This is a genomic window from Chryseobacterium piscicola (genome assembly GCF_900156685.1).
Taxonomy (GTDB): domain Bacteria; phylum Bacteroidota; class Bacteroidia; order Flavobacteriales; family Weeksellaceae; genus Chryseobacterium; species Chryseobacterium piscicola.
The window spans coordinates 301,363-323,381 of the sequence record NZ_FTOJ01000003.1; the positions used below are offsets into that span (position 1 = coordinate 301,363).

Annotated in this window: 22 protein-coding genes and 1 pseudogene; 11 read left to right on the forward strand and 12 right to left on the reverse strand. The window is 32.2% G+C overall.

Features of this window, described 5'->3' with window-relative positions:
* Positions 1-4: 4 nt before the first annotated feature.
* Positions 5-1,378, reverse strand: a complete 1,374-nt coding sequence (gene dacB / locus BW939_RS07400; protein ID WP_076451325.1) for a D-alanyl-D-alanine carboxypeptidase/D-alanyl-D-alanine endopeptidase — start codon at positions 1,376-1,378, stop codon at positions 5-7.
* Between the two features lie 40 nt (positions 1,379-1,418).
* Positions 1,419-2,111, reverse strand: a complete 693-nt coding sequence (gene pepE, locus BW939_RS07405; protein ID WP_076451327.1) for a dipeptidase PepE — start codon at positions 2,109-2,111, stop codon at positions 1,419-1,421.
* 154 nt (positions 2,112-2,265) lie between these two features.
* Here pepE and fsa point away from each other — a divergent pair, with 154 nt between their 5' ends.
* Positions 2,266-2,919, forward strand: a complete 654-nt coding sequence (gene fsa / locus BW939_RS07410) for a fructose-6-phosphate aldolase (RefSeq protein ID WP_076451339.1) — start codon at positions 2,266-2,268, stop codon at positions 2,917-2,919.
* Positions 2,920-3,039: 120 nt separating this feature from the next.
* On the opposite strand, the gene BW939_RS07415 is transcribed toward fsa, so the two are convergent.
* Positions 3,040-3,468, reverse strand: coding sequence for a DoxX family protein (locus tag BW939_RS07415; RefSeq protein WP_076451341.1), 429 nt, complete (start codon positions 3,466-3,468; stop codon positions 3,040-3,042).
* Positions 3,469-3,537: 69 nt separating this feature from the next.
* Positions 3,538-4,413, reverse strand: coding sequence for a GTPase Era (gene era / locus BW939_RS07420; protein WP_076451344.1), 876 nt, complete (start codon positions 4,411-4,413; stop codon positions 3,538-3,540).
* Positions 4,414-4,663: 250 nt separating this feature from the next.
* On the opposite strand from era, the gene BW939_RS07425 reads away from it, so the two are divergent.
* Complete coding sequence (locus tag BW939_RS07425; protein ID WP_076451346.1) at positions 4,664-5,227, forward strand: Crp/Fnr family transcriptional regulator; 564 nt, start codon at positions 4,664-4,666, stop codon at positions 5,225-5,227.
* 142 nt (positions 5,228-5,369) lie between these two features.
* Positions 5,370-5,696, forward strand: a complete 327-nt coding sequence (locus BW939_RS07430; RefSeq protein WP_076451348.1) for a DMT family transporter — start codon at positions 5,370-5,372, stop codon at positions 5,694-5,696.
* Between the two features lie 61 nt (positions 5,697-5,757).
* Here the strand turns inward: BW939_RS07430 and BW939_RS07435 are convergent, their stop codons facing one another.
* From BW939_RS07435 to gpmI, 5 genes are all read right to left on the reverse strand, one after another.
* The gene (locus BW939_RS07435) at positions 5,758-6,525 is read right to left on the reverse strand and encodes a class I SAM-dependent methyltransferase (RefSeq protein WP_076451350.1); all 768 of its coding nucleotides are present in this window, start codon (positions 6,523-6,525) and stop codon (positions 5,758-5,760) included.
* Complete coding sequence (map, locus tag BW939_RS07440) at positions 6,525-7,334, reverse strand: type I methionyl aminopeptidase (RefSeq protein WP_076451352.1); 810 nt, start codon at positions 7,332-7,334, stop codon at positions 6,525-6,527. Before map ends, BW939_RS07435 begins: the two co-directional genes overlap by 1 nt.
* A gap of 92 nt (positions 7,335-7,426) precedes the next feature.
* Positions 7,427-7,855, reverse strand: coding sequence for a BT0820 family HAD-type phosphatase (locus BW939_RS07445; protein ID WP_076451354.1), 429 nt, complete (start codon positions 7,853-7,855; stop codon positions 7,427-7,429).
* A 97-nt stretch (positions 7,856-7,952) separates the two neighbouring features.
* Positions 7,953-8,933, reverse strand: a complete 981-nt coding sequence (locus BW939_RS07450) for an acyl-ACP desaturase (RefSeq protein WP_076451356.1) — start codon at positions 8,931-8,933, stop codon at positions 7,953-7,955.
* A 139-nt stretch (positions 8,934-9,072) separates the two neighbouring features.
* Positions 9,073-10,614 carry a 2,3-bisphosphoglycerate-independent phosphoglycerate mutase gene (gene gpmI / locus BW939_RS07455; protein WP_076451358.1) on the reverse strand — a complete coding sequence of 514 codons (1,542 nt, stop codon included), beginning with the start codon at positions 10,612-10,614 and terminating at the stop codon, positions 9,073-9,075.
* Between the two features lie 405 nt (positions 10,615-11,019).
* Here gpmI and BW939_RS07460 point away from each other — a divergent pair, with 405 nt between their 5' ends.
* On the forward strand, positions 11,020-11,343 hold the full coding sequence (locus tag BW939_RS07460; RefSeq protein WP_076451360.1) for a translation initiation factor: 324 nt from the start codon (positions 11,020-11,022) through the stop codon (positions 11,341-11,343).
* 111 nt (positions 11,344-11,454) lie between these two features.
* Here BW939_RS07460 and BW939_RS16170 read toward each other — a convergent pair whose 3' ends face one another.
* The gene (locus tag BW939_RS16170; protein ID WP_394333835.1) at positions 11,455-11,586 is read right to left on the reverse strand and encodes a leucine-rich repeat domain-containing protein; all 132 of its coding nucleotides are present in this window, start codon (positions 11,584-11,586) and stop codon (positions 11,455-11,457) included.
* An 831-nt stretch (positions 11,587-12,417) separates the two neighbouring features.
* Between BW939_RS16170 and BW939_RS07465 the strand changes: the two genes are divergently transcribed.
* The 5 genes from BW939_RS07465 to BW939_RS15935 all read left to right on the forward strand — a co-directional run bounded on the left by BW939_RS07465 (position 12,418) and on the right by BW939_RS15935 (position 16,457).
* On the forward strand, positions 12,418-13,053 hold the full coding sequence (locus BW939_RS07465; RefSeq protein WP_076451362.1) for a hypothetical protein: 636 nt from the start codon (positions 12,418-12,420) through the stop codon (positions 13,051-13,053).
* Positions 13,054-13,864: 811 nt separating this feature from the next.
* A complete protein-coding gene (locus tag BW939_RS07475; protein ID WP_076451366.1) occupies positions 13,865-14,083 on the forward strand; it encodes a hypothetical protein in 219 nt (72 codons plus the stop codon).
* 80 nt (positions 14,084-14,163) lie between these two features.
* On the forward strand, positions 14,164-14,460 hold the full coding sequence (locus BW939_RS07480) for a helix-turn-helix domain-containing protein (protein ID WP_159439258.1): 297 nt from the start codon (positions 14,164-14,166) through the stop codon (positions 14,458-14,460).
* Positions 14,450-15,289 carry a reverse transcriptase family protein gene (locus tag BW939_RS07485; protein ID WP_159439259.1) on the forward strand — a complete coding sequence of 280 codons (840 nt, stop codon included), beginning with the start codon at positions 14,450-14,452 and terminating at the stop codon, positions 15,287-15,289. The genes BW939_RS07480 and BW939_RS07485 overlap by 11 nt, the downstream gene beginning before the upstream one ends.
* A 4-nt stretch (positions 15,290-15,293) precedes the next feature.
* Entirely contained in the window at positions 15,294-16,457 is a 1,164-nt protein-coding gene (locus BW939_RS15935) for an NERD domain-containing protein (RefSeq protein ID WP_076451372.1), read from the forward strand.
* A 275-nt stretch (positions 16,458-16,732) separates the two neighbouring features.
* Here the strand turns inward: BW939_RS15935 and BW939_RS07495 are convergent, their stop codons facing one another.
* Positions 16,733-18,109 (reverse strand): hypothetical protein, encoded by a 1,377-nt coding sequence (locus BW939_RS07495; protein ID WP_123891555.1) that lies wholly within the window; start codon positions 18,107-18,109, stop codon positions 16,733-16,735.
* A 326-nt stretch (positions 18,110-18,435) separates the two neighbouring features.
* On the opposite strand from BW939_RS07495, the gene BW939_RS07500 reads away from it, so the two are divergent.
* Positions 18,436-19,461 carry an AAA family ATPase gene (locus BW939_RS07500; protein WP_076451376.1) on the forward strand — a complete coding sequence of 342 codons (1,026 nt, stop codon included), beginning with the start codon at positions 18,436-18,438 and terminating at the stop codon, positions 19,459-19,461.
* A 4-nt stretch (positions 19,462-19,465) separates the two neighbouring features.
* On the opposite strand, the pseudogene BW939_RS16095 reads toward BW939_RS07500, so the two are convergent.
* Positions 19,466-21,823: pseudogene (locus tag BW939_RS16095) on the reverse strand (S8 family serine peptidase).
* 65 nt (positions 21,824-21,888) lie between these two features.
* Here BW939_RS16095 and BW939_RS07515 point away from each other — a divergent pair.
* On the forward strand, positions 21,889-22,019 hold a 131-nt coding region (locus BW939_RS07515), incomplete at its 3' end, for a transposase (protein WP_143753986.1).

Below are 22,019 nucleotides of genomic sequence, written 5' to 3' on the forward strand. Positions count from 1 at the left end.
CTGATTATTTTAAAACATTCAGGATTTTTTGCAGTTCTGAGCTTCCACTTCCTTGATAATTATTTATGATAATAGAATAAACATAATTTTTTCCATCTTTAGAGGTGTAATAACCTGCGTAGGATTTTGTGTCTCGCATGGTTCCACTTTTCATTTTCATACCATTGTCTTGAGTGGGAAATCCGTCGTAATAGGTTTCAAACCAAGGTTGTTTTTTCGCATAAAGTAAAGCTTGAACTTCAGCTTTTGCAGACACATAGTTTTGAGGCGAAAGTCCGCTCCCATCTGCAAAATTTATCATAGCAGAGTCAATTCCTTTAGATTTCCAAAATTCTTTTAAATAAGAAATACCACTTTTGAAACTAGGATTACCTTTTTTCTCTTTTCCTAAAGTTTTAATTAAATTCTCGCCATACATATTGACAGATTTTCTCAGAAACCAAAAAACGATTTTGTCTAAAGTCGGCGATTCGTAAGTGAAAATGATATTTTTTGTAGGGGTTTTCAATGGTTCTTGGCCTTCTATTTCCAATTGAGAATTAGTGAAAACTTTTCCTGAAATTTCAATCTTCGAATCGCTCAGCCATTTTTTTATTTCAATTCCCAATTGCAGAGGAGGATTAGGAACAGATCCTGAAACCGTAGTTACTTTTCCTGCTGGTAAACTTCCGTTAATTAAAGCAACATTTGAATGTGGAGCTGTAAAAATCAAACTTTGATCTGAACTTCCAGCAGCTTTCAAATCATTGAGCCATTTTACGCCTTCCAGCGGATAAGAAAAATTTTTAAAATCTGTTCCGTTAATGTTGATGTCAAACTGATTTTCACGCCAATTTACTCCCCAAACACCAGCTCCGTAATAATTCCCCAAATCATCCCAAGGCCAGCCACCTGGAACGGTCTGATGATCAAAATAAGAATCATCAATAATCAAATCTCCGAAAATCTTTGTAATTCCTGCTTTTTTTATGGCATCTAAGAGTTTTTGTTTAAAATTTTCTGGTTTGTAACCTTCATATCTCCAGCTTCCTAAGGTGGGATCGCCATTTGATGTTACAAAGAGGTTTCCATTTAAATTTCCTTTAGAAATTATTCCAGAATAAGAAGTAACGGTTTTGTAAGTATAGTTTTTTCCTAAAATTTCCAAAGCAGCAGCTGCGGTAAAAATCTTTTGAGTAGAAGCCGTTGAAAGTCCTTTTTTTCCTTGATATTCATAAATTAAATTACCATTTTCATCGGCAACATAGAATGATAAATTTGATGAAATTGCTGTTGAAGAATTCATCAGATTTTTTGTTGCATCATCGAGCTTTTGGTTGATGTTTTGGGCAAAAACAAGCTGTGCGGAAAATGAAAATAGGAAGACTATTTTTTTCATTCAAAAGGGGTTTTATTACTATAGAAAATAAGAATTTAAATTAAATCTGGCTACCGCTTTTAATTTCATAAGGCTCCTTTCCTTTTTCAAAAATCCTCGTCAACTCGCTGCCTTCTACAGTAATTATATTGTCTATTCTTCTGATCCAGTTTCCTTCACGCAGTCCCACCACTTTTATTTCATTTTGAGTTAAAAATTCTTTAATTCTTGTTTCTCTAGTCTCTCCGTTATGTTTCAATTCTGGATTAGGATCCAAATAATGCGGATTGATATTAAAAGGAACCAACCCCATACAATCAAAGCTTGGGGGATAAACAATGGGCATATCGTTCGTTGTTTTCATGTTTTGTCCGCCAATATTGCTTCCGGCACTGCATCCTAGATAAGGTTTTCCAGCCTCGATGTTTTTCTTTAAAACAGACATCAGATTTTCTTCATGTAACGTTTTTACAAGCAGAAAAGTATTTCCGCCACCCGTAAAAAAACCCTTAGCCAGATCCAAAGCTTCCGTTTTATCATCAAATTCATGTAAACCTCTTACTCTAATATTGATGGTTTCAAAAAAAGATTTCGCTTTTTCTGTGTAATCTTCGTGTGAGATGCCGCCCGGTCTTGCGAAAGGTATAAAAATAATTTCGTCTATCCCTTTGTATAATCCGATTAACTCTTCTTTTAAATATTCTAAGTAATTTCCGCCAAAAAGTGTGGAAGTAGATGCTAGTATGATATTCATTTTTTAAAGATAATAAAATTCTTTTCCAGTAAAAAAAACAGCAAAGAACAGTTCTGTATAAACAAAGATAATTAAAACTAAGAATTGGTAAAGCATTAGAAAATCATTTCCGAGTATTGTTTATCTTTGTGGAAATTAAATCTAATTTAACGAAATGAAATTTTTTATTGACACTGCCAATTTAGAGCAGATTAAAGAAGCCAAAGATCTTGGGATTCTTGATGGCGTAACTACCAACCCGTCTTTGATGGCGAAAGAAGGAATTCGTGGTGCTGAAGAGATCAGAAACCACTACAAAGCAATTTGCGAAATCGTTGACGGAGATATTTCTGCTGAAGTTCTTTCTACAACCTATGAAGAAATGATTAAAGAAGGAGACGAATTGGCTGCCATTCATCCGAATATTGTGGTGAAAATCCCGATGATTAAAGACGGTATCAAAGCTTTAAAATATTTTTCTGATAAAGGTATCAAAACAAACTGTACATTGATTTTCTCTGCAGGACAGGCGCTTTTAGCGGCAAAAGCAGGAGCAACTTATGTTTCGCCATTCTTAGGAAGGTTGGATGATATTTCTACAGACGGTCTGAATTTGATCCAAGAAATAAGATTAATTTTTGATAATTATATGTATGAAACCGAAATATTAGCGGCTTCTATCCGTCATTCAATGCACATTATTGATTGTGCAAAAATTGGTGCAGATGTTATTACTTCTCCGCTTCCTCCGATTTTGAGTTTGTTGAAACATCCTTTAACAGATAGCGGATTGGCTCAGTTTGTTGCAGATTCTCAGAAACTGTCTTAGTTGATTTGAGATATGATGTTTTAGATTTTAAACTCTTTTGAGAATTTAAAATCTAAAAAAATACACATAAAAAATCCCGAAATTTTTAAGTTTCGGGATTTCTATTTTATGTCTATTATTTTACCAATCTGAAGTTCGTTTTCGTTTCTCAATCATACCATCAACCGAAAATCTTCCTGCTCCTACCGTGGCAATAATTGTATAAATTGAAAGATAAAGTAAGCTGGCTTCTTTTTTCGCAAAATCATCTGCTCCATGTACCACAAATGCTGCAACTGACATTGTAAAAAGCAGAATTCCTGCAGCAATTCTTGTAAATAATCCTAAAATAATAAATATTGAACAAACAAATTCTGCAAAAACTGTTAATGATAAAGTGATTTCCGGGCCTAAACCAATAAAATCAAAGAATGGTTTATCTACACCATCAATTAAATCTTGAAGTTTAGGAAATCCGTGTGAAATCATGGCAAATCCTATAAACAATCTTACAATAAGCAAGACAATATCGAAAATAAGTGGATTAGATTTTAAATTTTGATAGCTCATCGACTTGAAAATTTTAGTTTAAAGATAGCAAAAATCTTTTAATTCGACGATGAATATTAGGTTTTTAGTCTATCTATATCCAAAATTCTTCAAATCTCTGTCGTTCTTTCTCCAGTCTTTTTTTACTTTCACAAAAAGGTTTAAATGAATTTTTTTCGAAAAAAACTTTTCTAAATCTATTCTTGCTTCAGTTCCTACTTTTTTAATGGCTTCACCTTTGTGCCCTATGATGATTCCCTTCTGCGTGTCTCTTTCTACGTAAATGATAGAATCAATAAAGATAATACCTTCTTTTTCTTTAAACATTTCTGTAACAACTTCTACAGAATATGGAATTTCTTTATCATAATTCAAAAGAATTTTCTCCCTGATGGCTTCATTAACGAAGAAACGTTCAGGTTTATCGGTATACATATCTTTATCATAGTAAGCCGGGCTCTCTGGTAACATTGATTTTAATTTAGGCAAAATAATATCAAGGTTAAAAGCATTGAGTGCCGAAATAGGAAGAATTTCAGCTTTAGGAATCCTTTCGTGCCATTCGGTAGCTATTTTTTCTAAACCTTCTTGGTTGGTTTGGTCTATTTTATTTAATAATAATAAAACCGGAACTGGAATTTTATTTAATTTGTCAATTAAAAATTCTGATGGTTCGGCTTTATCGGTAACGTCTACGATGAAAAGAAAAACGTCTGCATCTTGCAATGAGTCTTTCACAAAATCCATCATTTTTTCTTGCAAACCATATTTTGGATCTAAAACTCCGGGAGTATCAGAAAATACAATTTGTAGGTCTTCTTCATTATAAATTCCAAAAATTCTGTGTCTAGTTGTTTGGGCCTTTTGTGTTACTATAGCCAATTTCTCTCCCATCAATTGATTTAGAAGGGTAGATTTTCCGGCATTTGGCTTTCCAACGATATTTACAAATCCTGCTTTATGCATATAAAAAAATTAATTCGTTTTTGTTACGATTGGCAAAGTTACTAAAAACAAAATTGGTGTTTTGATGATTATTAAAATTAGATGTTCAAAAAAGTTTATTTTTGAATGAAATACATGTTTAAAACATTAGATTAAACTGAGGTTTTAGCAGCAAGTATATTGAAGAGGGTAAAAAAAGCCTTTTCAATAAAAAAGCAAGTATTAAAAAACGCATTTTCAACAAAAAGCTTTTGCTAAATATAATTTATTTATGGATATTGACGAAATTCTTAATCAAATTTACCAACTTCCAGAATCTTCTAGAGAAAATCTGAAGCTACATATTTCAAAAGGAAAATATTCTAAAGGGTTTTGTTTGATGGAAGCCCATAAAGTGGTGCCTTATATTTATTTTTTAAAGAAAGGTATTGCCAGAGCCTACACTTCTTCAGAAAATAATGATATTACGTTCTGGTTTGGTACGGAAGGCGAACCAATAGTATCTATGAAAAGCTATGTAGAAGGAAAACCTGGCTATGAAAGTATTGAGCTTTTAGAAGATTGCGAATTGTATAAGCTAGAAACTTCTCAGCTGAAGTTGTTATTTAATGAGGATATTCATATTGCCAATTGGGGAAGGAAATTTGCAGAACGTGAACTGGTAAAGACTGAGGAATTAATTATTTCTAGACAATACAAAACGGCTCTTGAGCGCTATAAAGATTTACTAAAAGACAAACCTTATCTTTTGCAAAGAATTCAGCTGGGGCATATCGCTTCTTATCTGGGAATGTCGCAGGTGACTTTAAGCAGAATTAGGGCAGAGATAAAGTGAACTGAGGCGTATGAAGAGTTTTACAGTGTGAAAATTGAGTGATTATGCGATTGATGATTGAGAATTCTAATCAGTATTTTTTAACAATTGTAAAATTTTAATTGATTTTAAAATATCAATTTTACATCATAAATTTTTTAAAATGAACTGGATTATTTTAATCATCGCAGGATTGTTTGAAGTTGCTTTTGCATCATGTCTCGGAAAAGTAAAAGAAACTTCGGGAAACATGATGTACTGGTGGTTTGGCGGTTTTTTATTCTGCTTAACGGTAAGTATGCTGTTGCTCATCAAAGCCACAGAAACATTACCTATCGGAACCGCTTATGCTGTATGGACTGGGATTGGAGCTGTAGGAACTGCATTGGTAGGAATTTTCATCTTTAAAGATCCCGCAAGCTTCTGGAGAATATTTTTTATATGTACATTGATTGGTTCTGTAATTGGATTGAAGGCAGTTTCACATTAATTTTAATTATAAAATACACGAAACATAAAAGAAAAACGGCTTCAAAATCTGAAGCCGTTTTTTATTTTTTTAGAACTATCGGTAAAATTTCGTTTTTTCTTAAACCGTATTTATTGATTTCTTCATCAGAAAACTGTTGTGAGTAAAAATTAATTTCAGTTTCAAAACCAGCCTCTTTTAATCTGTCAAAATAATCTATACCATACCAGCGAACATGATCGTACTGCCCGAAATGTTTTTGTCTTTCCTTAGGATCTGTAATGGTGAAATCTTCGTAGGTTTTTTCTAGTGAATTTTTCATCGGAACCTGCAAAATCCCCCATCCTCCAGGTCTCATCACACGATATAATTCGCTCATTGCTTTTGCATCATCCTGAATATGTTCCAAAACATGATTACAGAAAATAATGTCAAAACTCTCATCTGCAAAGGGAAGATCCAAAATATCTGCTTTTACATCTACAATAGGCGAGAAAAGATCTGCAGAAATATACTCTAGATTTTTCATTTTTTTGAATTTTCTCAAAAACTCTTGTTCGGGAGCAATGTGGAGAACTTTATAATTTCTGGTAAAAAATTCTGTCTCGTTCTGAAGATAAAGAAACATCTGACGGTGCCTCTCTAGGCTCAGAGTTCCCGGAGACAAAGCGTTTTCACGCTGAGTTCCGTATCCGTAAGGAAGAAATTTCCTGTAAGATCTACCGTCAATAGGGTCAAAAAATTTATCGCCTTTAAAGAACTGATATATCAACGGACGTGCCCAAACGCTCATCTGAATAAGCATGGGTCTTGGGATTTTATTGAGTAAAAGTTTGGTAAGTTTTTTCATTAAAAATCCAATTGAAAAGCCTTCTCTTCATCACTCACAATTCCCAATGCATCATATATATATTGAAAAGTAGACAAAAGTACTGGTTTACCGTTGATTACAGCAACATCATGCTCAAAATGCGCAGAAGGTTTGTTGTCTAATGTTGTAACTGTCCATCCATCATTATGAAATTTCACCTTTTCAGTTCCAAGGTTAATCATGGGTTCAATGGCAATTGTTAAACCATCTTTGATGACTTTTCCACTTCCCTGTCTACCGTAATTAGGAACTTGCGGATCTTCATGCATTTTTCTTCCAACACCATGACCCACCAATTCTTTTACCACACCATAACCTTGTTTTTCGCAATGATTTTGAATTGCATAAGAAATATCACCAATTCTTTTTCCTCTTACACATTGCTCTATTCCTTTGTATAAAGATTCTTTGGCAACTTTCAGTAATTTTTTTGTTTCACTGGCAACTTCTCCAATTTCGAATGTATAAGCGTGATCTCCCACAAAACCGTTGAGGATAGCTCCGCAATCTACAGAAAGCACATCGCCTTCTTTAATTTCTTCCTTGCTTGGAAAACCGTGTACCACTTGATCATTAGGCGATATACAGAGTGAATACGGAAAACCTCCATATCCCAAAAATGCGGGTTCTGCGCCATGATCTTTGATGAAATCATGAGCTAATTTATCTAAATAAAGCGTTGTAATTCCTGGTTTAATTTCTTTAGCAATCATTCCTAAAGTTTTGGAAACCAACCTTGCGCTTTCTTTCATTAGACGAAGTTCGTCTATATTTTTTAAATGAATCATTAATTCTATAAATGTAGCAATCTAAAAGTGTATCAGTGTAACAATGGCTGATTGATAGATTGTTATATTGGTAAATTGTTACATAGGATTTCTTACCAGAAAAGTCCTTTTTTCTTTTCTTTTTTAAGTTTTGAATAGGCTAAAACTTCACCACCTTCAACACGGAACTCTATTCTATCAGTGATAATATTATAGATTTCTCCCCAGCCAGGAAAGCCGCCAATATTTCGGTCATCAATAAACCAATCGGCATCAATTTTTCTTGATTGCGTAGCAGAATCAAAAACTTCACCTTCAAAACTTGAGTTTACGGCATAAAATTCTAGTCCGTTTTTTCTGCAGAATTCTATAGCATCTTCTAAAGCGGGCCCATGACGGTACGTCCAAAGAATTAATCTATAGCCTTCAGACTGTAGTTTTTTCAGGGTTTCAAATGCGAAAATTTTAGCTTTACCTACCGATGGATAGGCATCTTCTACAACTGTTCCGTCAAAATCTACTGCAATTTTTTTATTATTCATCTTTATGTATCATTATGCTCTGCAAAGATACTAAATAAAATAAAAAAGTGCTACATTACTGCAACACTGTATTTTGATAAAATAGTTAAACTTTTATTTAATGTTTTACCCAACTGAATTGGAATTGAAGATCTGGGGTAGAAATTCTATCAGTAATTTTCTGAAGTCTCGATGGAAGTTTCATTAAATATTCCTGAGCTTTTTCGGCTTTCTCGGTAAGACCAGTGATGTGTTCAATTTTCCATTCATCAAGAAGATCTTTCATGATGTTGATATAATCTTGTCCTGTATATACCATACATCTTTGTGCAGCATCTGAGAAATGCCCCCAAAGTTCGCCTGCAGCCTGCCCAGATTGTCTCATCATGTGAGCTGGCATTACAATTTTCTTACGCATCATATCTTCGAATGCTAAGATCATTTCTGAAGGATCTAATTCTAAAATTTTCGCAACAAAATGTTTGTATGCTTTTGCGTGTCTTGCTTCATCAGCCGCTATTACACCACACATTTTTGCTAATTTACCATTTCCAGATTGCTTCGCTAAAGTACCTACTCTTCTATGAGAAACGTTAGTGGCTGTCTCTTGAAAGCTAGTATATATAAAGTTTCTGTAAGGATCCATGCTTGTTCCTATATCAAAACCATCACTTATTAGGTATTGGGTAGTAATTTCTACTTGTCTCATGTTTACTCTACCACATAAGTAAAGATATTTCCCGAGTAAATCGCCGTGTCTGTTTTCTTCAGCCGTCCATGATCTTATCCAGCTTGCCCAGCTTGGTCCACTTTTTTCTTGATCAATTCCGTCAACACTCATTAACCAAGACTCATAAGAAGGAAGTGCTTCTTCTGTAATGCAGTCTCCAATAAGCGTTACAAATAAATCATAAGGCATTTCGCGAGCAAAAGTTTGGATTTCCTCTAAATCGTATTTAAAGTCTGGACTTGAGGGGTCCGGAAGGTAGTCTGAAGGCTGCCAAATCTTTTCAATAGGGGTTAAAAATTTTTCTAGAAAAGAGCCTACTTCTTTTTCCAAAATTCCCATTATTTCTTTCCTTACCAAGCTTTGATACATTCTAAATTGATTTATATGAATTGCAAAGATATGATTTAATTTATTATTTGTAACATAATAAAAGTATCCTTATGATGATTATCATCAAATACATCTATTTGTACAACGGTTCATATCCGCTTATATTGTTGTTATTTTTTTAATTTACAAGAATATTTCCTGTCATTACTGCAGGAATTTCAATCCCCATTACTTTCAATATCGTAGGTGCTATATCACCTAGTTTTCCGGGGGTAAGGCTCCACTCGTGGTCTTTATCCATCACGATTAAAGGAACCAAATTAGTTGAGTGCTGAGTATTCGGCGATCCGTCGGCATTTTTCATCATATCAGAATTCCCATGATCTGCTAAGATGAAAACAGCATAACCATTTTCATAAGCAGTTGTGGCAACTTGTTCTATACATTTATCAACTGTTTCGGCAGCTTTCACAGCGGCTTCAAAAACCCCAGTATGACCTACCATATCTGTGTTGGCAAAATTTAAACATATAAAATCTGCAGACTTACTTTTTAGTTCAGGTAAAATGACATTGGTAATATCATACGCAGACATTTCAGGTTTCAAATCGTAAGTAGGGACATCTTTTGGGCTCGGGCAAAGCAATCTTCTTTCACCATGGTATTCTTCCTCTCTTCCTCCACTAAAGAAAAAAGTAACGTGAGGATATTTTTCTGTTTCGGCAATTCTGATTTGTGTTTTGCCGTTTTTCTCCAATATTTCGCCCATCGTTTCTCTCAAAATATCTTCATCAAAAACTACTTTTACATTTTGATACGTTTTATCATAATTGGTAAGTGTAACATAATATAAATCTAGTTTTTTCATCTGATAATCAGGGAAATCATGCTGGCAAAGCACTTCAGTGATTTCACGTCCGCGATCTGTGCGGAAGTTGAAGCAAATAACAACATCACCGTTGATAATTTTTGCCACTGGAACTACATTTCCAATCTGCGTTTGTTTGGTCAAAATAATAGGCTTGATGAATTCGTCAGTTACATTTTCGTCATACGATTGCTGAATTACAGACAGTACATCAGTCGTGAAAACTCCCACTCCCTCAGTCATAGCATCATAAGCGAGTTTTACACGCTCCCACCTTCTGTCTCTATCCATTGCAAAATATCTTCCAATAACAGATGCCAGTTTTCCTGTTGTTTCAGACATGTGGTGCTGAAGCTCGGTAATAAACCCTAATCCAGAATGAGGATCACAGTCGCGGCCATCTGTAAATGCATGAACGTATACATTTTCATTTAAACCAAAATTTTTAGCAGCTGTTAAAAGACCCTTTAAGTGATTGATGTGTGAATGCACACCACCATTGGAAACCAAACCGATGAAGTGTATATTTTTATTTTCTCTTTTAGCGTAGTCAAAAGCATCAACAATTGCTTTTTCGTGACCAAGAGTTCCGTTTTCTACTGCCATATTGAGTTTTACCAAGTTTTGATAAACTACTCTTCCGGCACCTAAATTCATGTGACCAACTTCTGAATTTCCCATTTGTCCTACAGGAAGACCTACGGCAAGACCACTTGCTTCAAGAGTTGTATGAGGAAACTTTTGGAAACAGCTGTCCATAAACGGTGTGTTGGCTTGTTCTATTGCCGAAACTTCTGGTTTCAGGCCTATTCCCCATCCGTCAAGGATTGCTAATATTGCTTTTTTTGACATTCTTCGAAAATTTTAACAAACAAATTTATCTATTTATAAATGAAAATCAGAATTTATGATGTTTAAATTTTGATAAAACCAGTCGTTTTTGAATTTTGAAATAATCATAAAAGATCTAATTGATCTGAATTAATTGTAAGCCTTTAAAAAACAAAGCTATAGAAGATAAATAAGTTTAATACAATTTAGTAAATTGATAAATATGCGTAAAACTTATTAAAATAATACTAAGAGGCAGTTTTGCATCTTAGATTCAAGTAATAAAATAAACTTGTAGTTCTTAAAAACTCTACTTATAACTATTTTTTTTCACTTTTATAAATTATGATTAAATTTAAAATAATTTATTACCCGAACTTATAATAATTCAATATTTACCAGGATTATTTTTTTTAATTTTGTCTTATGGATTTAAGAGACCAACTAAAAAACCTTTTCCCTGCACACGAAGAGCAGGATTTTGAAATGCCAGAAGAAGCCTTTAAGCAAAAAGAACCTTTGGTATGTAAATTTGAAAAAAAAGGAAGAAATGGAAAGCCTGTAACTGTAGTTGAGGGCTGGGAAGGCAGTGAAGAAGATTTGAAAAAAATCTCAAAAAAAATAAAAACTACCTTGGGGATTGGCGGGTCTGAAAAGGATGGAGCGATCATTATACAAGGCGACAACCGTGATAAAATAATGAATATCCTTAAAGAAATGGGCTTCAAGACCAAAAGGGTCGGCGGATAATCTAGAAATAAATATTGGTGATTTTATTTTCTCCTACTTTCAAAAAGTCAATATTTTTAAATGTAGAATAGATTCTGAAATGCCTGCTCTGTTGATTTTCCGAAGTTCTAGTTATTTTAAATTTTTAGAAAACTTAGAATCGCTCATATCATTAATTTGGTTGTAGGAAAAATTTAAAAATTTCAAGCTTTTAAATTTATCTACCTCTGAAACATTCCTGATTTGATTGTTATGAAGATTAATTTATTCAATGTTGGTAATTTCAGTAAACGTACGAAGAAAAATTTTTAAGATTATAAGCTTCTAAATAGACTGTTTGTAGATTTTGAAGTTTACAGAACTGTGGATTAATTACTGTTAGCTAATTGAGATTCACTGAAGACGTTGCTATTTTTTTTATTCTACAATTTATCTGTTCTATATTTATGTTTTTTTTAAAAATATAATTAACTAAGTACTTTCTGTATTTTTCACTACTCACTTTTTAATTGTATCGTAATGATATGTTGTGATATATCATAAACACAAAAAAGCCTTTAAATATCACTATTTAAAGGCTTTTGATGTTTTTTAGTTTCTCAACTTGCGGAGAGAGAGGGTTTTTGTAACTTCTTCTCGTCCTTTTATTGATAAGCGTTTCGCTGTAGCATCTTGTGAAAGGCCTTAAATAGGGCATTTGCAAAAAGCGGTAAAATCCATTATAAAAATTTTACGTAGTAAAAGTAGAAATTTCTGCTCAAATCTGCAAGTAAAAAGTCCAAAATTTGAACAGGCTTTTTAGATTTTAAACCAAGAATTTAATCCTTCTCTCTTTTCCCCTGAAATTCTCAATTGAAATATTTCTAAAAGAAACGAAGAAAAAACCGAAAAAAATAAAGCACTTTTGTAAGGGGCGGCGAATTGTGTCAAGGTTTATAGGAAAAAATTTTTGCGTATATTTTATACGAAAAAACTTTTTCCTATAAACCCGCAGGGCTTGACCTTTACACAATATAACGGCTGGATTGGGAAGCCTCCTAACTTGCTTTGCTTTTTTTATTTTTTGTCTACCGATTTACTTAACTTTAAAATAAAATGCCAAGGAAAAAAGAACGCCCCAAATTTATTCATAAGGCTTCTACCCAAGAGTATTTACATTGCCTGCAGAATATGTCTAGATGGTCGGAAATATTACTATCCCAAAACAATGGAAAAGGATATAATGATTTTCTGAAATGGATTTTGGAAAAGGACTATTGTAGGTCAAATGACAATCTTACCATTACGCAAATTTCTAAACTGAGTGGATATCCTTCTGCAAAGATTTCTAAATGGTTACAGGAGATTTATGACGGAATCCTAGAACTCAATGAAAATTATCCGGATTTATTCTATGCAGAACAAGGAATCCAAGTAGAACTCTACATACGTTATTATGATGGCTATTGTTCTTTTTGGCTGACACTTCCGGCAATTCCGAGAGCTTATGAAACTTTTGAATTTAAAGCCAAAACCGGATGGACAACGTTTTGGGTAAAAGATGTACAATATTCTGTTGACCACAACAAAAGTTCAGTGTGTGTATTTTTAGAAGGTGGAATATTAAATAAGTATCGTGAATTTGCAGTTGAGAAAGCATTGTTTGAAGAGCAAATTTCTTTCAGAGATCTATATGATAAATTTGATTTTGAAATTGATGATCTGATTTTGGGAAGAAAGCGTGATTTCTGAAATTAATTAGGGTAAAAAACTCGCACAAAAATGATGCATACCAAAATATCAATAAGCAGAACAACTTCTTTGGATAGCTAATCCTGACAGGCGGCTCGAAAAACAGTGGTATGGAGTGCTGAAAGAAAATGCTTTTTCGTATTGGATGAAAAAGATATGATGCTGGAAGCTATGACAAAAAGTAATTTTCATCAGCACGGAATACGACTGTGCGCGGTGACGGAAGCGGATATACAGCTTGTCTGTGTATTGGCTGGAGGAACTGGCAAAAGACTACTATCTGCATCATTTTTGCCTCCTATAATTCTTTGAAAAGCTTAAAATATGGGACAAGGCATTAAACTTATACACTGGACACTTTACTAAAGCTACATTTTTTCGTGACCTGATAGACTATGGTTGAGTTTTAATCTTTTTTGAAATATTTCTTTCATTTTTATTAACTGTCAGAAATAATTTATATATTTGCATCATAGTTCTTTGAAAATATGTTTTGAAAGCTAATTACTAAGTGGAGCTTTATATTTTTTGTTTAATTCATTAAACAACCCCTATGGGGTTTCGGGTCAATCCTCTTGTCTGTCCTCGAAATGCCTCAATCCCCAATCAGCCAATAACTGATGCAAGGAGAAAGGATATTAGATGATTTGATATTAATTAAATTGATTTGAATGTTTCTTATTTTATTATTGATAGGAAGCAGGGATTTTAAAGTGGTGTATAGAGAACATTGTCTACGCATTTAGTAATGGGCTATTGTAAAATAAGCAGGGTGCAATAATGCCCCATTAACTTTAAAATCTTATTTTTTATGTCTCGGTTAAAAAGACTTCAAAACATCGATGGTTTGAAAACATCATTACAAACCATCCTACAGAACCAGTGTTCTCTTTCGGAGAGTGACGTTAATTTATTGAACGATGCAGTTGCAAAATTGAATAGATTAAGAACAAAGAAAGGATTGACGGATAAGCAGTACCAAACGGAAATTGCCGACATCATCGACCTGATTATTAAGTTTTTAATTTAATGCTACTGAATTATGATACAGATTATACAACAATCACGTTTTCGGCACCCTTTAAATTTTTCCATTTAACATCAACTAAAATGAATTTAGGTACAGTTATAAAAGACATTAGAAAACAACGAGGGCAAACTCAAACAGAGTTTGCTGATAGTTGTGGTATTACTCAAACTTATTTATCTCAGATAGAAAACAATGCTAAAGAGCCTAATTTATCTACGCTAAAAGAGATAAGTAAAAATCTTGATTTGCCCTTACCTATATTATTCTATTTATCACTTAATGAAGATGACATTTCTCCAGAAAAAAGAAAAGCATTCGAAATTATTAACCCATCCGTAAAATCTCTGATAAATGAGTTCTTCAGAGTTGAGAAGTAAATTACATTTCCCATCAATTATTGGCAAATCAAAAAAGGAGTTAGATGAGTTTGTCAAAAATATTGATAGTCATTATAGGGAATGGTACGAGGTAAAAGTTGATAAGAAAACCAATCAACCTAAAACATACAAGGACGGTACTATTAAACAGAGAGCAATTAGACCATCAAAAGCTCCTTTAAAAGCCATTCAGAAGCAAATCAAAGACCGTGTTCTTGCTGTAATTGAGTTACCTGAAAATGTACACGGCGGTGTTAAAAAGCGAAGCAATATCACAAATGCCAAACCGCATCAAGGAAAGAAATATATACTTACAACCGATTTGCAGGACTTTTATCCGTCAATAACTGCGAAGAAAATATATGAAACATTTCTTGAATTAGGCTTCAATGCTCAATGTGCTTTTTACATAACCAGATTGACAACCTGGAAAGGAGAATTGCCCCAGGGTACGCCTACAAGTACACACATCTCAAATATTGTTTTTTTAAGAACGGATTATAAACTTATTGAGCTTTGTAATGCTCACAACATTACTTACACAAGGTATATAGATGATTTAACCTTTTCGTCTCAATCAGATTTTCAGAACATCATTGAAGAAATTTTAGGTATTGTTTTAGAGAGTGGTTTAAAAATAAGTAGAAGAAAAACCTTTTATAATGGTGCACAAACCGTAACCGGAATTAAAATTTTTCTAAATAAAATTGATGCACCAGAAAAGATTATAGCAAAGGTTAAAGCGGAAGAAATATTGCCCGATGGAACAATGAAACCTTATACAAGCTATCGAAATAATATTTTGAAAACCAATAATAGGAAAAAGTAATAAAATGACACCATCTGAAAAATTCGTATCTGAATTATGCGAAAAATCCTTTCTGCCTTTTTGGAGTTTTGCAAGTCCTTTAGGAAAGAAAAATAAAGAACTGTGTGATGTTTTGGTGGTTTGTAATAACACCATTGTAATTATTTCAATCAAGGACATTAAGGTTTCAGAGCATTCGGATGAAAACATTCAGTATGAAAGATGGCAAAAGAAAGCTATCCTTGGTTCAATTGACCAAATATATGGTGCTGAAAGATTTCTTAAAACTGTAAACGAAATAACGCTGAGTGATAAGATTACAAAAATTCAATTACCACCACATTCAGACAGAGAGATATTCAGAATTGCGATTGCTTTTGGCGGTAAAAATGAATTCCCTTTAGATAACGGAAATTTCGGGAATGGCTTTGTACACGTATTTGACGAGCCTTCTACTTTTACAGTTTTAAAAGAATTGGATACCATTACAGATTTTGTAAATTATCTTAAAGCAAAAGAAGATTTTCTGTCAAACAAGATTGTTTCTGTACCAAGAGAAATAGATTTTCTTGCACTCTATCTTACTACAGAATTGAAATTTGATTTTGTTCCTGACAGCGTTATGCTGGATGATGGTATGTGGGAAGAATACATCGAAAGCGAAGAATATAAATACTGGCAAAGAGAAATTCCACAAAGCTTTATATGGGATGAAATTGTATCGCACCTACATAAAATCCATATTGTTGATAAAGGAAATTCTGAAATGATGTCTGACTTAGAAAAGGCAACAAGGATAATCACATTAGAACCAAGAATTAACAGAATTGAGTTAGGAATGACTTTTATCGATGCCATACAAAAGAAATTGAAAGGCAGAATGCTACCACCCTACAAAGGCAGTGATCATTCTTATGTATTTATGCCTTTAAGCCCTAAAAACTGGGAAAACAAAGAAAAGGAACTACAGCTAAGGTGTTTGATTGCACGAATGGAAAATAAAAATGCTCCAAAAGTTATTGGTATTGCAATCGGCGAAAGCCCTGAAAAGCAACATATATTTGATATTGCTTATTTGGATATTCCGGAATTAAATGGTGAAATGTTAGAAAAAATAGCAGAAGCTAAGGAAGAATTGGGATATTTTAAAAATCCCGTGATAAGTCGTAGTAAGGATATGAGAAAATAAATCATTATACTTATTTTTTGTAAATTGAAATATTTGACAAAAAACAAGTTAATTAGCTTTTGGTAATAATAGCGGTAAAGCAATTAGCAAAGACTATGAGTTTTTACATCTATAAAATGAATAAAATTATTCAACTCTGTTTCAGATAGGTATTGATATTATGCTGCCGGTAGCGTTGGTAGGGCAACGGCGCAAAAGGGCTATGCCTGTTGTAAGGAAAGCATGTAACACAATCCCAAATTATGTTATTTGCTGGGGAAAGGTGGGCAATCCAATTACTTTAATATAAAATCCAGACAAGCAGTGGTACCTGCAGTTACTCTTGCATTCCAAAGTTTAATTGTCAAATCCTCCAACTTCCAAACTCTCAAGTAACCCTCATTTTCTTTAATTTCTTTATCAAAATCAAAATAACCTTTATTGTTGATATCAACACCGAAAAGGTTAATTAGTTTATTTATCAAAAGTTCTATTTCTCGATACATCAGATTATTAGTTTTAGCTGTTCGCTCACAAAAAAGAGTTACAATCTTGCTATCTTCTTTTATACGATTAAAATAGTTGAAAAAATTATGTGTTGGTTTTATTATTTTACTAGTATCACTAAATGTTTCTCCTTTTAAAACAAGACTTTTTTTCACTTCATATTTTAAGGTTTCTATAAAAGCCTTACTATTTTCTTCCTGATTTAAAAATTGAGTTTTCATATTAATAAATTCAGTAATGCTCAAAATTCTTGTAGGAATTTTAAAATAACGATACGCTATATAGGCCTTCATTAATAATCCTCTATCATCACTAACTAAATAATCAGAAAAAGATGCATACCAAGCGTGTTTAGCATCATTTTGTAAACTTCTGAAATTAAATGATTTTGTTTTTCCTGAACTCTTTTCCTTTGTGACATTATAGAGTTCCAACGAACAATAATAAAGTAAAAATTTATCATAATCTGTATAATTAGAATTAATCTTAAATACCTTTTCCATCGATTCTGAAAAAGACATTTTAATTTGAGTATCCGAAAATTTTTTATCAAATTCAATCCCCCATTTTTCAAAACTATAATCATCCCTATCTAAATACTCTTCTAAATATTTTCTAATTTCTTTTATTTCAGAACTATTATTAAGAAACTGATTTCCAAACCCCATCATCTTATTTATTAACTCTCCAAAAGTTACATTTTCTTCTTGTGGATAAAATTTATCTAACCACTTTTCAGATTGAGAATCGTCATTTGCAATAGAAATTCTCGGATTAATCACAGACATATCAAGTAAAGATTTCATCATAAAAGTAAAAGGCCTACTTATTTCGTCGTCATCTAAATCTGTTAATAATGATGTGTAATCAAAACCGTTTTGAAGTACCTCATTATAGGTATCAAAATTTATCCCTTCGAATGCTTCTAAAGGAGTCGCTAAAAAGAAGTGCGTCATTTTATCATTTTCTTCGTAAGAAAAATAATTATCTTTTACATACATTTCCATTCTTTTCAAATCATCCTCAGCTAGATGAATATGCTCTTTTTTAGTTCTACTTTTATCTTCCAAATGCGCAAAAGAGAAGGTATATAGCATTATATTATTTAATTCATCCATAACCTGCTTCAAACTGGCATTAAATGCTGGGTGAGTTTCTTTTATCAAAGAAAATATATTTGTGTCACAATAAATTCTTAACATAGTAGTATTCTTTTGCTAATATTATTAGATATAAAATTTGCTATTAAACATCAATTTATAAATATACAAACTGCTTTTAGAAGAAAAAAGAGGAAAACAGTAATGTGTGAGCAATAAAACTTAGATTTTTTTGTATACAGTAATTTTTATAGCTTTCTTTATTGCATTACTATAACTATCTGATATAAAGCAGTGTGTATGTTAGAAAAAAACATTATCTTTAAGATAAGTAAATAAAGCTTGGATACTAAATGATACTAAAAGCATTATATTTGCAACAAAATTAAGAAATGAGCCAACAAGAGTACATAAAAGACATAGCAAAATTTGGTCTACAGAATGACCAAGAAGGGCTTTTATCTGTACTTAGCGAATTAATAGAGCATTCAAAAAAAAGTAAAAAACTTAATTTTGCAATTCAATTACAATCAATCTTAAAGGATTCTATTAGATTGCAAAAGAGTAATGCGCTTACAAAAGTTGGAACAGATTCTTATTTTCAGAAAGTTGATGATCGAGAAATTTCAGATCTGATTTTAGAAAAAGTTACGTCTGATTATAATCTTGAAAACATAATTAGTGAGGAAACCGTTTCTAAAGAATTAAAGTATTTCATTGAGGAACATCAAAAAATTGATTTATTACAAAGATTTGATCTGCCTGTTTCTAATAAACTTCTTCTTTTTGGACCATCAGGGTGCGGAAAAACACTTGCTTCTTACGTTATTGCTGGAGAATTAAACAAATTAATTGTAGTTATTAATCTAGGTGCCATTGTTTCATCTAAGCTTGGCGAAACAAGCAAAAATCTTTCTAAACTATTTAAAAAAGCATCCGTAGAAGATTGTATTATTTTCCTAGATGAATTTGATAGTTTAGGAAAAGTTAGAGATTACGGACAAGATCACGGCGAAATGAAAAGAGTAGTTAATACAATTCTACAACTTTTCGATTATCTGCCGCAAAGCACAATTGTTATTGCGGCAACGAATCAAAAAGATATGATCGATGATGCATTACTAAGACGTTTTGATAATATCATCGAGTTTTCTTTACCTACTGAAAAAGATGTTAAGAAATTAATTGATCTTACTTTACAAAATGATAAATTTACTTTTGATAATAAATTAAAAGCCAACAAAATTATAAAGAATAGTGTTGGCTTATCATATTATAGTATCCAAAAATCTCTTATAAACGCTATTAAAAGAAGCTTATTTGCGAAAGAAGATGTAGAAAATAGTATCTCTGGAAAAATATCTACTGATATATGGAATGGATTAATAGAATCAGAAAAAAATTCTTTATTTAGATAATAATTTATTCAATATCAAGTTCTCCCAATTCTACTTCATTTAATACTTCTACTTCATTTATTGCAACTAATTCATCATAAAGTTGTCCCGTGTTTTCTTTAATTGTTTCCTCAATCTTAAAAACAATTGAAAATGGAAATTCAGAAGGATAATCATTCGGAAGTCCTCCAACAATTTGTTTGGAGACTTTACAATGAATAGCTAATTTAACTGTATAATCTTCATTTAACAATTCATCGCAATTCACAACAAATGAGATTTTTTGAGAATTAGAATATGGTATAGGCTTTGAAACATACCTTCCGTCTTGTGACCATCTCAAACTCGATTTAAAATTTGATTTAAGTATTTCATTCTTAAGTTGAATTTGTTCTGCATTATGATTTTTAAAGAATGAATAAGCAATATGTATTGGACAATATGAAAGTTGATTGTTCTTTATTGGAGAAAAACTAAAACACATTGTTGCTGTAATACGTAAAACTCCATTTTTTTTGCCCATTCTATCCTCAATAATGTATCGTGGAATATTGACTGGATATACTTTAATTTTGTTTTCACCAATTTCATCTTCTAAAATAAAGGTAGCAGAATTTTCAGAAGAGAAAACAGATTTTTCATCATTTACTAAGCCATTGCCTGACGCTGAACTTACTAAGTGTCCAAAATTAGCAGGAAATTTTATGAACTCCGTAGACGCATTATTGATTATTAAAGCTTTTATAGTTTGAGATTTTAACTCAGAATAATTTTTTTGAATTTTGGCAGCAATATTTGCTACTAACGGTGTAGAAAAGCTTGTCCCTATATTATAGTATGATCCCAATGAAGATACTGCCGAAAGAAGTTTTAAAGCAGGAGGATCTATTTCGTCTATTTCATTTAATCTATTATAACCTAAGTCTCCACCAGACTCAATAATATCTGGTCTAAAAAGATTTTTGTTAATTTTTTTTGTTGAAAGAAACATTTTTTGAACGAAATGGCCTGTTCTAGAATACATAGTTGGAAACTCCTTGAAAGGAGATACACTATCTTGACAAACCTCAAAGAAATTATCTGAAGCTGAACCAACAATAATATTATTCATACTATCCGCAGGAGTACACAAATTTGATTTTTCATTTTCAAAATAAGAGTAATCATAATTTGTAACATCACCAAAACAATCATAATTATTAGCTGTACATATAAAAATAAGACTATCTGTTTCGTGAGCAAAATTATCTAAAGCTTAAGTATATTCTGAATATTTCTCATTTGTTTTTTTCGGTAACTCATAGCAAGTTGTCAATACAAATAATTTAATTAAAGGATATTTTCTTTTAACTTCGTACAAAAGTTCTAATAATTTTGATTCAGAAATTGCTCCAGAATCTCGATCAAGAATTTTTACTGATAGCAGTTTAGCGTCTGCTAAAACTTCCCCCGCAAACTCATTAATATGGTTAGTTTTTCCAAGAGCTGCTAAGGCGGCGACAGCAGTTCCGTGCCCGTGACGAGCCTTACCACAAGTATCTTCAAATGGATGTCCCCCCAAAGTAAATGAATCGTCATTTATAAGAATATCTTTAAGAGGTGTTTTAGCACTAATACCAGTATCTAGAATAGCAATAATTGGTAGGTCTTCATCAGAATTTGAAATTTCAAAAGCTTGGCTTAATTTAACAGTATTAAATTCCGATGGACCAATCGTTCTGTTAAATGAATTCGTTACACTTAAAATAATATCAAAATTCTGAACAATTTTTAGAATTTCATCATTTGTAGAATTATAGACTTCTATTCTATCATTTTTTTCATCATAAAGAAAATCTATTTTTTGTTCTAAAAGATAATAATCTAATGACTTTAGTATTGCCTGTTTTTTATCCTCATCAACTGGTAAGTCAATTAATGTTAGAATAACTATATCATTGTCTCTTTCAAGATTATAGGGTATAATATTTTTCGAAGTTAATAAAGAAAAATTTTTTATATAACCAATAAATCTAGGTCTTCCAGCTCGAAGGATAAATCCTCGTGTTGTATTAACGAAGTTATCAAGCTCTTCAAAGAAATCACCAAATTTTTCTTTATCAATAATAGCGAATAGCCCTGTAGCTCCAAAATTACTAAACTCAACACTTTCTAGTCCTAAATCATCATAATATTTTTGATTATAATTTTTAATATCAAACTGATCAATAAAATTAATCTTTATATAATCTATGTACAGAGGCACTTTAACTTCTTCATCTCTATTTTTATATTTCTGAGACAAATCTTGAGAATAAGCTATAACTGAAGGTCTAATTTGTTTTGCCAGAAAGAAATTACTTACACGAGGTCGATCTTTTACATCTTCATTATTTACATACATCGAGTTGTTGGATATACTAATTTAACGTCCAGTTAAAGTTAAGCATAAAACCTTAATTTTAAGATATGAAACAAGAACGAAAAATTTATGATCCTGCTTTCAAAACCCAAGCAGTTCAATTGAGCAGAGAGAGAAATAATATATCAGAATTAGCCAGAGAACTCGGTATTAAAGTGACTTTGCTATACAAATGGCG

Bases quoted from the DNA above. Each gene is read 5' to 3' on its own strand.
- BW939_RS15935 (WP_076451372.1), top strand. From the start codon at position 15,294: ATGACACCATCTGAAAAATTCGTATCTGAATTATGCGAAAAATCCTTT.
- pepE (WP_076451327.1), bottom strand. From the start codon at position 2,111: ATGAATATCATACTAGCATCTACTTCCACACTTTTTGGCGGAAATTAC.
- BW939_RS07500 (WP_076451376.1), top strand. From the start codon at position 18,436: ATGAGCCAACAAGAGTACATAAAAGACATAGCAAAATTTGGTCTACAG.
- BW939_RS07475 (WP_076451366.1), top strand. From the start codon at position 13,865: ATGTCTCGGTTAAAAAGACTTCAAAACATCGATGGTTTGAAAACATCA.
- BW939_RS07445 (WP_076451354.1), bottom strand. From the start codon at position 7,855: ATGAATAATAAAAAAATTGCAGTAGATTTTGACGGAACAGTTGTAGAA.
- BW939_RS07480 (WP_159439258.1), top strand. From the start codon at position 14,164: ATGAATTTAGGTACAGTTATAAAAGACATTAGAAAACAACGAGGGCAA.
- BW939_RS07425 (WP_076451346.1), top strand. From the start codon at position 4,664: ATGGATATTGACGAAATTCTTAATCAAATTTACCAACTTCCAGAATCT.
- BW939_RS07450 (WP_076451356.1), bottom strand. From the start codon at position 8,933: ATGTATCAAAGCTTGGTAAGGAAAGAAATAATGGGAATTTTGGAAAAA.
- gpmI (WP_076451358.1), bottom strand. From the start codon at position 10,614: ATGTCAAAAAAAGCAATATTAGCAATCCTTGACGGATGGGGAATAGGC.
- era (WP_076451344.1), bottom strand. From the start codon at position 4,413: ATGCATAAAGCAGGATTTGTAAATATCGTTGGAAAGCCAAATGCCGGA.
- map (WP_076451352.1), bottom strand. From the start codon at position 7,334: ATGATTCATTTAAAAAATATAGACGAACTTCGTCTAATGAAAGAAAGC.
- fsa (WP_076451339.1), top strand. From the start codon at position 2,266: ATGAAATTTTTTATTGACACTGCCAATTTAGAGCAGATTAAAGAAGCC.
- BW939_RS07465 (WP_076451362.1), top strand. From the start codon at position 12,418: ATGCCAAGGAAAAAAGAACGCCCCAAATTTATTCATAAGGCTTCTACC.
- BW939_RS07415 (WP_076451341.1), bottom strand. From the start codon at position 3,468: ATGAGCTATCAAAATTTAAAATCTAATCCACTTATTTTCGATATTGTC.
- BW939_RS07435 (WP_076451350.1), bottom strand. From the start codon at position 6,525: ATGAAAAAACTTACCAAACTTTTACTCAATAAAATCCCAAGACCCATG.
- BW939_RS07430 (WP_076451348.1), top strand. From the start codon at position 5,370: ATGAACTGGATTATTTTAATCATCGCAGGATTGTTTGAAGTTGCTTTT.
- BW939_RS07460 (WP_076451360.1), top strand. From the start codon at position 11,020: ATGGATTTAAGAGACCAACTAAAAAACCTTTTCCCTGCACACGAAGAG.
- dacB (WP_076451325.1), bottom strand. From the start codon at position 1,378: ATGAAAAAAATAGTCTTCCTATTTTCATTTTCCGCACAGCTTGTTTTT.